General features: G+C 45.4%; 12 protein-coding genes. All 12 read right to left on the reverse strand.

All coding sequences use genetic code 11. From position 1 onward, the window contains the following. Window positions 1-417: 417 nt before the first annotated feature. On the reverse strand, window positions 418-1,527 hold the full coding sequence (mqnC, locus tag ACE4RR_RS17015; protein ID WP_375536640.1) for a cyclic dehypoxanthinyl futalosine synthase: 1,110 nt from the start codon (window positions 1,525-1,527) through the stop codon (window positions 418-420). Between the two features lie 100 nt (window positions 1,528-1,627). Continuing rightward, a complete protein-coding gene (dnaI, locus tag ACE4RR_RS17020) occupies window positions 1,628-2,572 on the reverse strand; it encodes a primosomal protein DnaI (protein ID WP_375536641.1) in 945 nt (314 codons plus the stop codon). A gap of 8 nt (window positions 2,573-2,580) precedes the next feature. Next, window positions 2,581-3,996: a replication initiation and membrane attachment family protein gene (locus tag ACE4RR_RS17025; protein WP_375536642.1), complete on the reverse strand. Its 1,416-nt coding sequence runs from the start codon at window positions 3,994-3,996 to the stop codon at window positions 2,581-2,583. A gap of 60 nt (window positions 3,997-4,056) precedes the next feature. Further along, a complete protein-coding gene (nrdR, locus tag ACE4RR_RS17030; protein ID WP_375536643.1) occupies window positions 4,057-4,539 on the reverse strand; it encodes a transcriptional regulator NrdR in 483 nt (160 codons plus the stop codon). A gap of 165 nt (window positions 4,540-4,704) precedes the next feature. Then, a complete protein-coding gene (gene speD / locus ACE4RR_RS17035; protein ID WP_375536644.1) occupies window positions 4,705-5,088 on the reverse strand; it encodes an adenosylmethionine decarboxylase in 384 nt (127 codons plus the stop codon). 585 nt (window positions 5,089-5,673) lie between these two features. Continuing rightward, window positions 5,674-6,702 carry a glyceraldehyde-3-phosphate dehydrogenase gene (locus tag ACE4RR_RS17040; RefSeq protein WP_375536645.1) on the reverse strand — a complete coding sequence of 343 codons (1,029 nt, stop codon included), beginning with the start codon at window positions 6,700-6,702 and terminating at the stop codon, window positions 5,674-5,676. A 111-nt stretch (window positions 6,703-6,813) separates the two neighbouring features. Beyond that, window positions 6,814-7,416: a dephospho-CoA kinase gene (gene coaE, locus ACE4RR_RS17045; RefSeq protein WP_375536646.1), complete on the reverse strand. Its 603-nt coding sequence runs from the start codon at window positions 7,414-7,416 to the stop codon at window positions 6,814-6,816. A 21-nt stretch (window positions 7,417-7,437) separates the two neighbouring features. Further along, entirely contained in the window at window positions 7,438-8,073 is a 636-nt protein-coding gene (ytaF, locus tag ACE4RR_RS17050) for a sporulation membrane protein YtaF (protein WP_375536647.1), read from the reverse strand. A gap of 96 nt (window positions 8,074-8,169) precedes the next feature. Then, a complete protein-coding gene (gene mutM / locus ACE4RR_RS17055) occupies window positions 8,170-8,997 on the reverse strand; it encodes a DNA-formamidopyrimidine glycosylase (protein ID WP_375536648.1) in 828 nt (275 codons plus the stop codon). Window positions 8,998-9,009: 12 nt separating this feature from the next. Then, the gene (gene polA, locus ACE4RR_RS17060; RefSeq protein ID WP_375536649.1) at window positions 9,010-11,634 is read right to left on the reverse strand and encodes a DNA polymerase I; all 2,625 of its coding nucleotides are present in this window, start codon (window positions 11,632-11,634) and stop codon (window positions 9,010-9,012) included. Between the two features lie 291 nt (window positions 11,635-11,925). Beyond that, window positions 11,926-12,858, reverse strand: coding sequence for a protease modulator HflC (gene hflC / locus ACE4RR_RS17065; RefSeq protein ID WP_375536650.1), 933 nt, complete (start codon window positions 12,856-12,858; stop codon window positions 11,926-11,928). After that, window positions 12,848-13,897 (reverse strand): FtsH protease activity modulator HflK, encoded by a 1,050-nt coding sequence (gene hflK, locus ACE4RR_RS17070; RefSeq protein ID WP_375536651.1) that lies wholly within the window; start codon window positions 13,895-13,897, stop codon window positions 12,848-12,850. Before hflK ends, hflC begins: the two co-directional genes overlap by 11 nt. Window positions 13,898-14,023: the final 126 nt, after the last annotated feature.

Raw genomic sequence — 14,023 nt, forward strand, 5'->3', positions numbered from 1 at the left:
GGGCTGGGCTTGACGCTTCTGCGAGATCATCTACGATTGAAACATAGGGAAGAATGATCTGTAGCTGTCACCATCGCATCATTCCTATTCTGTTAAAGGGTGTCCACTTTCTTGACAGAGGTCCATCGGTTCCGTTAATAGCCAAAATGAGAGCCAGTTTCATTACCATTTAGGCAAATAGCGTATCTCATGTCCGCTTACCTTTCAAAATGAGCACATTTTGATAAAATAGCGGATTTAATGTCCGCATACAGCTCGCCTGGAGAATCTGCTTGTTTCACACGGCTTGAACCGTGCAATATGATAAAGTCTCATATTTCGAAAAACGCTGACCTGCAGCGTATAGGGTTTTAATAGAAAAAACTTGGCTTATCGCCAAGTTTTTCTTTAGCAGAGATCGTTCTCTTCTTCCCTTTATTAATTCTGCATGACAAAATCTTTTTCCGCGCTGGTTTCTCCGTCAAAGCGGCGGAGAATGTTGTATTTTGTATCGCGCTGGGCCGGAATTTTGCCGGCTTCGCGGATCAGCTTTAATATTTCGTTCGTGTTGACCTTGTGGGTCGTGCCGGCGGCTGAAACGACGTTTTCTTCCATCATCGTGCTGCCGAAATCATTGCAGCCGAAATTAAGGGAGCGCTTGCCGACAACCGGCCCCATTGTGACCCAGGACGACTGGAAGTTCGGAATATTATCAAGGAATAGGCGGGAAATGGCCACATTTCTTAAATATCCGTCTCCGCTGATAATTTCACCCTTCATGTTCGTATTGTCGGGCTGGAATGTCCACGAAATAAAGGCAAGAAAGCAGTTGCTTTCATCCTGAGCATCACGGATACGCTGAAGATGCTCTGCTCTTTCTTCATTCGACTCAGTCAAGCCGATGACCATGGTGGCAGTGCCGTGCATGCCGACTTTTTTAGCGGTTTTCATGCAGTCGATCCATTGATCTGCAGTGCATTTGAGACGGCTGACTTTTTTGCGGGTTTCCTCTGTGAGGATCTCCGCTCCGCCGCCGGGCAGTGAATCCAGACCAGCCTCATGAAGCTGGCGCAGGACTTCCTCAAGTGAGAGACCGGAGACCTCCATCATCTTATATATTTCGGCCGGAGAGAAAGAGTGCATCGTTATATCAGGAAATCTAGTTTTTATGTCGCGGAGAAGCGTCGTGTAATAGTCAAACGGAAGGTTCGGATTCGTGCCGCCCTGCATAAGAATTTCCGTTCCATTAACATCTGACGTTTCCTGGATTTTATTAAAAATCACTTCATCGGATAGTGTATAGCCCTCGTCCGATCCGGGCCGGCGGTAAAACGCGCAGAACCGGCAGTAGGTATCACAAACATTCGTATAATTCACATTGCGGCCGATAACAAAGGTCGTGACAGGGTCTGGATGCCACTTTTTCATGACTTTATTGGCGGCCGCTCCCATTTTCTCAATTTCATCACTTTCGTATAAGCGGACAGCATCTTCCATTGTCAATCGTTCACCTGAAACGGCACGATCGAGAATTGCATCTATGCTCATGACAAACCCTCCAATAATTAAAAGCCTCTAGCCTGTTCAATCTTTGTCAATGACTTTCTTCATCGTATCATATTTCCTGGATATATTCCCAGCTGAAGAATTACCTTCCTCTTCTATTTTTTCCATCAATAAATACAGGAGAGGTTAAATGCTTTACTCTTTCCATGATTCGTTTTGCTTTCGTCTCGTCTATTTTTTCAACTGCCCCGCGCTGTGACGAGGCAAGATGTGCTTCAAGCTCCTCGTAATCAAAATTGGAGGTGTACAGCGTCGGCAGCTTTTCCATCATGCGGTGCTGCAGGATCACACCGAGCACATCATCGCGGACCCAGGGTGAAATGGTCTCTGCACCAATGTCATCAAGAATCAGCACGTCGATATTTTTTACATTATCGAGCTTTTCCTGGACCGAGCCATCGGATATCGACTGCTTCATTTCTCTAAAAAAGTCAGGCACATATACGATCATTGATGAAATCCGGCGCTCTGCAAGTTCGTTGGCAATTGCGCCCATCATGTATGTTTTTCCGACGCCGAATGGACCGTGAAAATAGAGGCCGATGCTGTCTTCCCCAGGCCGTGCCTGTATCGCAAATTCCAGCGCTGCATTGCTTGCAGAAAGCCTGCTTGCATGATCCTGTTCAATATCATCAAAAGTAGCATTCAATATTTCTTGGGGGATATACAAGCTCTTAATTAACGACTGATGTCTTTTTCTTTCATCAGCCTTCTGTTTGAGCCTGCACGGATGATAATGAAGCTCAACAAGGCCGTCCGCTGCAGAAATTTCCGGCTGATAGCCCTGCATAATGTTCGGGCATTCCGCCAGCCCGGGACAGGCATCACAATGCTCCCGTTCCCTTTTATATTCAAAAAGTTTATTGATGTTTTTTTCGGCTGGCGCTTCCTTTACTTCCGGATGGCTCGCCAAAAAAGCCCGAACTCTGGAGTAATCCAATACTTCCCGCTGCAGCTTTTCATACCGGGAGTGCCAATTTTTATTTTTCATAAACTGGTCCAGTGATGTCTTAATTGAATCCATCATGGCTCACCTCATTTCTGGCGGCTGTTTTTTAATTGCTTTAACATCGCTTCAAAACGCTGTTTTTCTGTTTCAAGCGAAGAGTCTGAAGGAACAGTATTCATTTGCTCAGGCTCCTGCTGCACCTGCTTTTCATTTTCGAGCCATTTTGGAAGCCGGTCTTTTCTGACATACGGCTTTGCCTGTCGTCCATTACTGGAGCGGCTGCCATTTTCCTTCCAGTGCTTTCGTTCACGGTGTTCCTTTTTAGCAAGCTCCATTGCATCTTTAACGGATTTAAGCTGCTTGCGCGACCAGTGGCCGGCAATCTTCTGCACAAGCGTCTTATGAAGCTTCATATTGTTTGTCTGCATGACATAATCAATCAGCACATTTACAATTCCTGGCTGGAGCTGATATTCAAACAGCAGTGATTCGACCAGCTTCACATCAGTAGATGGCACCTTCGCGCCATCTGAAATACTTTCTAAAAAAGACAAAGGAGAGGTCTGTTCATAGTAGCGGACCATCTTCTCTTCATTTGTGGCAGGCTCTTTTTTATCCATTGTGCGCCACTCCTTCGGATGGACACGATAGCCAAGGGCCGGGGGCTCCGGACCGTATTCAAAACGGTACCAGTCCTGGACTTTTTTGCGAAGCTCCGCGGGATTGAGTGTGTCATCCGCCGTTAAAGACTGCTGAACCATCCGGCTCATTTCCAGCGGCTCGAGCCTGTACACAAATGCAAGCCGTCGAATCACCCATTTAATCTCTTCAGTCAGCATTGTCTCCCCATCAATAAATGCAGGAAGAGAGGCCTTCAACAGCTCAAAATCAAAGCCTTCTGTCCCAAAACTGATATCAGCCTTTTGGTCCTTTCCTATGTATTCTTTTCCTGCGGGCTCATCAGCAAGTTCATCGTGCAGCAGCATTTCAGAATATTGAAGAGATGTAAATATATCATTAAAAGAAGCTGTGACCTCCTGATAGGCCTCATGGTCAATAGCTTCAAGCAGGAAACGGCTCCGGATTTCGATATAGCGGTCTCTGCCTAATTTATTATATAAAAAAACACTTAAAACATCGTTTTGAAAAAACTCTGCAGGCGTCATAGGACGCTGCAATTCATATATAAATAAAGCAGTCGTCTCAGTACTTCTTTTAAAGGTGCGGATCAATCCAATGGCTTCGAGCTTCTGACGAGCGGCAAAAATATCGTCGAGCGGAAGGTTCAATAATACCATCAGCTCATGATGGGAAACTTCCGAACTCCATAAACAGTCACGCTCCAGTTTACTCCAAAGCGTTTGAAATAAGGAAATGGGAACCGTTCCAATAAGAGGCTGATACAAAAGGGTTAATGTTTTTTGATCACGCTCTCCGATAAAGTCGGAGGACCTTACTGCAAACCGATCCACCGGAAGCAGTTCCGTCCAATGAAGTGCCACTCTTTTTCCTCCTTCCGTAAATGCAGACTTTCAGAGAAAAAAGAGCTCCAAGCCTTTGCTTTAAGCTCCATCATCTCTGTCATCTTTTTTATCTTTACTTATTAAATCTTTTAATTCATTAATAAACACATTAATATCCTTAAACTGTCTGTAGACTGATGCAAAGCGGACGTAAGCAACATCGTCGACCCGAGAAAGACGCTCCATGACCAATTCTCCGACGTCCTCGCTTTTCACTTCCGATCTGCCATCGCTTCGTAAATCTCTTTCTACTTCATTTACGATATTTTCGAGTGTTTCCAAAGGGACGGGCCGTTTCTCGCAGGCACGGATCAAGCCCCGCAGTATTTTTTCACGGCTGAATTCTTCGCGGGTCCCGCCTTTTTTAACAACGATCAGAGGAAGCTCTTCGACTATTTCAAACGTAGTAAATCTGTGCTGGCACGCATCACACTCTCGGCGGCGCCTGATTGATCTACCTTCATTGCTTGGCCTTGAGTCCAAAACCCGTGTACCGTTTGATTGGCAGGCAGGACATCGCATTAGCTATCAACTCCGTTTTGAACACGACTGCAAAAGTACGACGCACGTTCATTATTACGTTCTATCATATCATTAATGAAAGGATGTTGGGAAGGTGGGAAGCTGGAATCATATTAATTTAAATGATGGCATAGAAAAACCCGGCCGGCAGCCGGGTTTTTCCTATTATAAAGCGTTTATCTGCGGAGCTTCTACCTTCACAGGCCCCATTCCTCTCGGCACTTCGACGGTTTCTTGTTTATCGGCGCCTAAAGAAGAAGCGATATAATCTGCAGCGACGTTCGGATTAATCCGGTCGCCGCATGTATATACATCAATGCTGGCATATCCATGCTCAGGAAAGCTGTGAATCGTTAAGTGCGATTCAGAAATAATAACGACCCCGCTCACTCCCTGAGGAGCAAATTTATGAAACGCGACCTCTCTCACTTCTGCTCCTGCCTTCAATGCAGCATTCACGAAAACTCGTTCAATATAACTCATGTCATTAAGCTTTTCCATGTCACATCCCCAAAGTTCCGCAATGACGTGTCTTCCCATTGTATCCATACGCGGATTCCCCCTTTTCAAATCAATTCATCATCATGTCTTTTTGTGTCGATTATCATGACGTGGCTTCAAAAGCTGGCAGCCATCACGTTACCACGGGGGAAAGTTAGTCCGAAATGAGGTCCTAACCCTTTCAGTAACGCTTCAATTTCAGCTTCATAATAGAAGTTTATTCACCTCTTATATGGAAGTTCACGAAAATTAGTATACTGACTTTATGCATTTTTTGCAATAAAAATTTATCAGTCACACAAGGCTCTTTAGCGCAGAAGCTCAGTAGATCTGGCTTAGCACAACACTGCTGAAAATAGTGAGGGCAGTCTTAAACTAAGAAGCCCTAAACCCCACGTTCCCTGCCGGGCGCTGGAAAAAACATGCATTTCCTGCTGCAGCCTTCTGACTGTTGTTTTTCCTCACGTAGTGGCCGTCTTTCGCTGACAGGCTTTTCAGCGCGTACTGTCGATGAACCTATGACGTGAAGCAGACCATTATTCGATACCGGCTTCCAGCAGCCAAATCTCTTTTTGCCTAAATTTTTTCCACATCAAAAAAAGCAGCCCGGCTGAGACAGCCGGAACTGCTTTTTTATGCACTCATCACTGATTTTTCGTGAATGTACCGACCGACATGACAGACGAGATCAACCACCCGGCAGGAATATCCCCATTCATTGTCGTACCATGCCAGCACTTTTACCTGACGGTCGTTGATGACCATCGTGGATAGGCCGTCAATAATAGAAGAATGTTCATTGCCGTTATAGTCCGATGATACAAGCGGATCGTCGTTATATCCAAGAATTCCTTTTAAATCGGTTTCAGATGCGATTTTGAGTACCGCATTCACATCTTTCTCCGTTACCTTATTTTTGGTATCAATAACAAGATCAACTAGAGAGACATTTGGTGTCGGCACACGCAGTGCCATTCCGTTCATTTTCCCTTCCAGGTTTGGCAGAACCTTGGCAAGTGCCTTTGCTGCTCCAGTGGATGTAGGAATAATCGACTGGCCGCAGGCTCTGGCACGGCGGAGATCCTTGTGCGGGTTATCAATATTATTCTGGTCATTTGTATACGAATGAATGGTTGTCATCAAACCGCTTTCGATCTCAAATGCCTGATCAAGCACCTTCGCTACAGGCGCAAGGCAATTGGTCGTACAGGAAGCGTTAGAGATGACATGATGCTTTGCCGGGTCATAGTCATCGTCATTAACGCCGACAACGATTGTCACATCTTCATCCTTGCCTGGTGCAGTGATAACGACCTTTTTTGCACCAGCCTGAAGATGAAGTCCGGCTGTATCTTTCGATTTAAATTTACCAGTGGCTTCGATCACAATATCTACGCCAAGCTCTTTCCAGGGCAGATTGAGCGGATCTCTATCGTTTAGTAGGTATACTATTTTTCCGTCTACGACAAGATCCCCGTCCTTGACTTCCACTTCTTTGTCAAACATACCATGAATCGTGTCATACTTAATAAGATGAGCGAGGGTTTCGGCAGGGTAGCTTGCGTTAACCGCTACTACATCAAGTTCTTCGTTCTGTATTGCTTTCCGGAATACCATCCGGCCGATCCGTCCAAATCCATTAATTGCCGTTTTTACTTTCATACAGACAGGCCTCCCTGCTAATTGTGTTACACTAAATTATCATTTTGTAGAATTAGTATATCACATTAAAATAGATAATGTACTGTTTTTTACAAAAAAAATTGCCCGTTTTTAACGGGCAGGCTTCATCTTCCATTTATGAATCACAATTTGCAGCTGGTCGAGAGTTTCTTGTATCGTGCCATTGTTATTAATGACTTCATCGGCAAACGCTTTTTTCTCATCAAGTGCCATCTGGGAGGCAATCCGGTCAGCAGCATCCTGCCCGCCGGCCTTGTCTCTATCCATTAACCGCTGCAGCTGTACTTCTTTCGTTACATATACGAGCAGCACCTTGTCTACCATAAATTGCAGCTTATTTTCTATAAGTAAAGGGATATCGAAAATAATCGTTGAATGTCCGTTCTGCTGTAGTTCGTCTTTTCTCTCGAGCATTCGCTTGCGAATGGAGGGATGCATAATCTGGTTCAGCAGCTGACGCTTTTCCTGGTCCTGAAAGATAATTTTTCCTAATTTTTTTCTTGCGAGCGTGCCGTCATGCTCTAATACATCCGGCCCGAAATGTTCTACAATTTTTTCATAGGCATCTTCTCCGGGCTCTGCCACTTCTCTTGCGATTTTATCAGCATCAACGACAGGGAACCCTTTTTCTTCCAGAGCGTTTCCAACAATACTTTTTCCGCTTGCAATGCCTCCAGTTAAGCCAATTACCATCTTTATCCCTCCTTTCCTCAGTTATGAAAGATTTAATAAACCTAAGCAGATAAGCAGAACACCCGGCGCAAAGGATAATTTCTGCACCGATTGAAATGCAGACAGTTTTTCGCCTGCAGATCTTCCACCGGCTAGAAAAAAGGCACATAATACAGCAACTGCAGCTGCAAGATAATAAGCATTCAGTCCGAGAAGTGCAGCGCTTATTCCTGCGCCAAAGGCGTCAAGAGATAAGGCTGCCGACAGCAGGACTGCTTCTCCCCAGCTTATGGAACCGGAGTCATCCATATCTGCTTTTTCAGGTGTTTTAATAATTTCAATCGTTTGTTTCATAAAATTAGTACTGCTGCCTTTATCGATTTCCAACGTTTCAGAAGCTGCCGGTTTTTCTTTTTTCATCACCTGCAGCACAGCCCAGCTGCCGATCGCGATTAACAGCATTCCGCCGATCGTTTCCGTAACAGCATCCGGTATAAATTGAGTGAGCAGGCCTGCCCCCGCTGCACCTAGCAGCACAGATACTCCAGAACAGATACTGATAAAAATCAGTACAGAGCTGGAGAGCTGAAGCTTGCGGAGGCCATATGCCAATCCAGTTCCAAAGCTGTCTACACTGACAGCAAATGCCAAAACAAATAGTGATATGAGTTGTGCCATGAAAGCTGGCTCCTCCCTGTCGATATCTACGACAGTATATGGAGGATTCACAGCAGGCGTGTATCCATATGAAAGATTTGACGAGTATTCGTGCTTTTAAGCGGGCTGGCAGCCAGGGCAGTAGTGGGTGCCGCGTCCGGCAACGACTGTTTTTTCAATGGGAATGCCGCACGTGTGGCACGGCTCATCCTTGCGTCCATAAACATTCAGCTCAAGCTGAAACATCCCCATCTCTCCGGCGCCGTTCACATAGGAGCGGACAGTACTTCCACCTTTTTTAACTGCTTCGTCGATTGTGCAATTAATCTCGTTCCAAAGCTTTTCTGTCTGCCTGTGGTTCAGGGCCGCAGCCTTTGCACCCGGGCGGATGCCGGCACGAAACAGTGCTTCGTCGACATAAATATTGCCCAGCCCTGCCACTACACGCTGATCGAGCAGTACAGTCTTTACATCACGGGCCGTCTTCGTAAAACAGGCGGATAGATATTCGGCGGTAAAAGCTTCATCATTAATAGGTTCCGGGCCCAGCTGGCGAAGCGGCATTTCCGATTGCTCTGTTCCTTTTTCAAACAAATGCATCGTCCCGAATTTGCGCACATCCCGGTAGCGGAGTTCACTGCCGTCAGCAAAGAAAAAGCGTACATGCGTATGCTTATCAGGCTCTTCTCCACTCCCCATCTCATACTTACCTTCCATTCGCAAATGAGAAACCATCACATAGTCCTGAAGATTTATTTTTAAAAATTTGCCCTGTCTTCCGATACTTTCAATCCTCTGGCCTTCAAGCATCGCGGCAAAGGCAAGCGCATCATCCGGTCTTTTTATAATGCGGGGCCAGCTGATCTCAGCGGTTTGAATTGTTTTTCCTGCCACCAATTTTTCCAGGGTGCGTCTTACCGTTTCAACTTCCGGCAGCTCCGGCATACTTCTCTCTCCTTATTTGGCGTCGTACCACGTGTCTCCATAAGAAACATCGGCTTTCAGCGGAACGTGAAGCTTCATTGTTTCCTCCATCACCTTTGGTACGAGTTTTGTCATTTTATGCAGTTCATTTTCAGGCACTTCAAAAATTAATTCATCGTGCACCTGCAGGAGCAGTCGGCTTTCGAGACCTTCGTCCTCCAGAGCCTTGCTGACATCCACCATTGCCTGCTTAATAATGTCAGCCGCCGTACCCTGAATCGGCGTATTCATCGCGGTCCGCTCTGCAAAACTGCGCAGGTTAAAGTTTCTGCTCGTAATATCCGGCAGATACCGGCGCCGCTGCAGAAGCGTAGAGACGTAACCTTTTTCACGGGCTTCATCTTTTACATCATCCATATATTCTTTAACCTTTGGATAGCTTGCCAGATACCGATCAATAAACTCCTGTGCTTCCTTTCTCGTAATACCGAGGCTCTGAGAAAGCCCATAATCGGAAATTCCATAAACAATGCCGAAGTTTACAGCTTTGGCACTTCTTCTCATATTCGAAGTGACGTCCTCTTCTTTGACATGAAATACATCCATCGCTGTTTTCGTATGAACATCCATATCCTTCTGAAATGCCTCAATAAGTCCCTCATCCCCTGCAATATGTGCCAGCACACGTAGCTCAATCTGGGAATAATCCGCAGCAAGAATCGACCAGCCTTTTTCTGATGGAATAAAGGCTTTGCGGATGCGGCGGCCTTCCTCAAGCCTAATCGGGATGTTCTGCAGGTTGGGCTCGGTCGAACTCAGCCTTCCCGTTTGAGTGAGGGCCTGATTAAAGATCGTGTGTATCTTATTTGTTTCTGGATGAATCACCTTTAAGAGTCCTTCAATATATGTTGAATTCAGCTTGGACACCTGGCGGTATAACAGCAGCTTCGGGATGATGTCATGCTGGCCCTCCAGCTTTTCCAGAACATCCGCAGCTGTGGAATATCCGGTTTTCGTTTTCTTAATTACTGGCAGGTTAAGCTTTTCAAATAAGATGGGACCCAGCTGTTTTGGGGAGTTAATATTAAACTCCGTTCCAGCAAGCTCATGAATTTCTGATTCAAGCTGAGCAAGCTTTTCATTGAGCTCGACTCCCATATTTTCCAGCTGGTCGTGATCCACATGCACACCGGTCGTTTCCATTTTACCGAGAATCAGAGAAAGCGGCATTTCGAGCTGGGAAAATAGTTCAAACTGCGCGTTATCTTTTAACTCTTTTTCCAGCTGATTCTCCAGTGCAAAAATGGCTTCGCCTTTTCGCACGAGGTGTTCAGCAAGGGCATGCTCCTCCGGTCTTGCGCGCTTTGCACCTTTGCCGTAAACTGCTTCATCGGTATCCACGACACGAAGACCCTTTCGCACAGCGATATCAGACACGCTGTGAGAAGATACGGATGGATCGATCAAATACGAGGCAATCTGCATGTCATGAACGACACCCGCAAGCGGAATTTCCTTCCAGCCCAATGCTACTACCGCACGTTTCGTATCAAACATATATTTTTCCATCGTTTCATCAGCTGCCCATTCTTTAAAGGCATCAGAGGAAAGAGCGGCCGCCTGTGGCACGAAAAAGCGACCGTTTTTGTTTACTAACGCAACCCCCCAGATGTCAGCCCGATGATAATTTTCACTCGGAACCTCCACGATGAGAGCCGATGGACTCGCCAGCATTTCTTCAGTGATTTCACTCACCGTTTCAAAATGTATTTCTTTAAAGTCCTGCTGCTCTTCTTCTTCGTCATCAAATTTACTCAGAAGGGAATTAAATTCGAGCGATTTGAAAAGGTCCGTTACTTTTTTCGTATCATATTCAGCTCGTTTCAGCTTATCAAGTTCTACGTCAATCGGCGTTTCACGGTAAATAACAGCCAGCTGTTTGCTCATTCTCGCCTGATTCTGATTTTCCTGCAGGCGTTCCTTCATTTTTTTCGCGGATATGGCATCGATCGAATCAAGGACGTTTTCAAGAGAGCCATACTCATGAAGAAGCTTTAACGCTGTTTTTTCTCCTATTCCCGGGACACCTGGAATGTTGTCCGAACTGTCCCCCATTAATCCTTTCATATCAATGATTTTCTCAGGGGTGAGACCATACTTTTCATCGATCGCCTGTACATCAAATGTTTCTACATTCGTGATTCCCTTTTTGGTCATCGCAACGGTGGTTTTATCGGAAACGAGCTGAAGGAGATCCTTATCCCCAGAATATATCTTAACGTTCCAATCCTTATGCTCCGCCTGGCGGGAAAGTGTACCAATGATATCATCTGCTTCATAATTCGCGAGCTCCACGTGCGGAATGGAAAAGGCATCCAGTACTTCCCGGATGAGGGGAAGCTGTTCGGAAAGCTCGGAAGGCGTCTTCTGCCGCCCGGATTTATATTCGCCGTATGTATCATGACGGAAGGTCGTTTTCCCGGCATCAAAAGCAACGAGAATATGGCTTGGACTTTCCTCTTCCAGCACCTTCAGCAGCATTTGTGTGAAACCGTAAACGGCATTTGTATATACTCCCTTCTCATTATTCAGAAGCGGAAGCGCAAAAAACGCACGAAACGCGATACTATTTCCATCGATTAAGACTAGTTTGTTCAAGGAGATTACCCCTCTCTATATTCAGGTCATTGTTTTGTATGCCTGTCTATTTTATCATACCAGAGAAGTGTCGTCAGATTGCCGATGAGACAGGTCATTCTTTGCCTTGAATTAAATTCAATATGAGAAATACAAAGTCACACTTATGGTTTATTCTTAGATTGAAGAACGGAAAGCGGCCGCCTCCAGGGATGAAATCAATAAAATCTAACCTTTCTTATCCATATAAAAAAGAAGACCGGATGCTCCCCCGGTCTTCCAGTAAATAAACGTGTTCGTAAAAATAATGTCTTATTCAACGTATCCCATTAAAATTCTCGCATACGGAGAATCGGACGGAAGTACAATCACTGTTTCATCATTAATCGTTTGTTCATAAGACTGGAGGGTGCGGTATAATTCGTAAAATTCTACATCGCTGCTGAAGGCATCGTTATATATCGAAGCCGCTTCCGCCTCACCTTCCCCGATGATTTCATCAGCATCCGCCTGGGCCGCTGAAATGGTTTCCGTAACTTCTCTGTCTGTATTCGCACGAATTCGATTTGCCTCTGCATCCCCTTCGGACAGATATTCCTGAGCTGTTGATTCTCGTTCAGAAATCATGCGCCGGTATACTGATTTTTCATTATCCTCCGGCAGATCGGTTCGCTTAATTCTTACATCAGTCAGAGAAACACCGTAGTCTCCATCCTCGAGCAGGGTGTTGACATTATCCCTGACCATTTCATTAACGTCTCCCCGGGCAGAATCCCCCTCATTAATGATCTCATCAAAGTCCATTCGGCCAAGTTCAGACCGAGTGACAGAATTGATGTAATTTGCCATAATCGATTCTGCGTTTTCAACGGTTCTCGCGTTGGATATCATTTTTTGAGGATTTGTTACTCTCCAAATTGCGTAATTGTCCACGAGCACCCGTTTTTTGTCCATCGTATTAATTTCAGCTGAAGAGATATCATAATTCATCTGATGCTTTGGAAGTGTGCTCGTCTGCTGGATAAACGGGATTTTAAAATTTAATCCGGGCTCATCCTCGATTCGCATCACCTCTCCAAATTGAGTAACCACTTTAAATTCACCCTGCTTCACTATAAAAACATTTAAAAGAACAATAAGAAGCGCAAAAATCAGAAGTGCCAGAATAATGGCGGTCCGTATCCATCCTGACCAGGAGCCGTTTTTCTTCTCATTCATCTCATATACATTGTTATCATCTGCCATCCGAACCGCCTCCTTCCTCTGATTCCGGTTCTTCGTCAGGCTGCTCAGGCTCTTCCTGTGACTGCTCAGGTTCTTCCTCTAAACCATCTGAATCTGCAGCAGGAGCCTGACCCTGCTGCCGTTCAAGCGGCCGGATCGGGAGGTAGTTCGTCGTATCCTGTTCACTGTCGATAATGTAGAGTTCAGAAGCCGGCAGCACGTCCTCGAGTGTTTCGAGCACCAGCCGTTCTCTTGTCACCTCAGGATTATTCACATATTCGTCGTAAAGGGCATTAAAACGGGAGGTATCCCCGCGTGCGTCTTCAATATTCTTCTGACGTTCGCCTTCCGCTCTGGAGATGATCGCATCCTCTTCCCCTTCAGCTTCATTCATCTCCTGATTTCTGTACCGATTGGCTTCATTAATTTTCGTAAGACGTTCTTCCCTCGCATCGGTTACCGCTGTAAAAGCCTGGCGGACATCCTCGGTTGGGAGCTCAACATTCTGCAGCTTAACGTCCATCACAGTTACACCGATTTCATATGTATTAACCAACTGAGTTAAAGAATCAAGTACTGTACCTTCAATTTCGGCCCGTTGATCGGTGAGTACATCATCGACAACAGAATTTCCTATAACACTGCGAAGTGATGCAGATGTCGCCTGGTAAAGCATATTCTCTGGATTATCCGTATTATATAAGTACTGCTCCACATCGGTTATTCTCCATTGAACAACGAGATCAACGAACAATATGTTTTCATCTCCGGTAATCATCTTCGCTTCATCCCGGTATTCCGTGACCTCTCCATCTTCCTTTTCATACCCAACCCGCAGCGTATTCGTCGAAATTGGCAGCACCTCTGCTTTTTGAATCGGCCAGGGCATCTTAAATTTTAAGCCCGGCTCGGTTATTGTTTCATCGACGCGGCCGAATGTAACAAGGGCCGCCTGCTCAGATTCATCCACTGTATACCAGCCGGTGATCAAAAACAGCGCCAGGATTACGATTCCGAGAAGAGAAATAAAACCTAATAGTATTTGTTTGACACTGAGCACAAATGATCCCCCCCTTTTTTTCATTGATAATTATTGTTACGAATCAGCGCTCCTAACGGTTTCATAACAGTTTTGAATATGTAAATATACACGAAGCTAACAGTTTCAATTATAGTATATTTGTCG

Source organism: Alteribacillus sp. HJP-4, assembly GCF_042139015.1.
Lineage (GTDB): Bacteria > Bacillota > Bacilli > Bacillales > Marinococcaceae > JBHIKY01.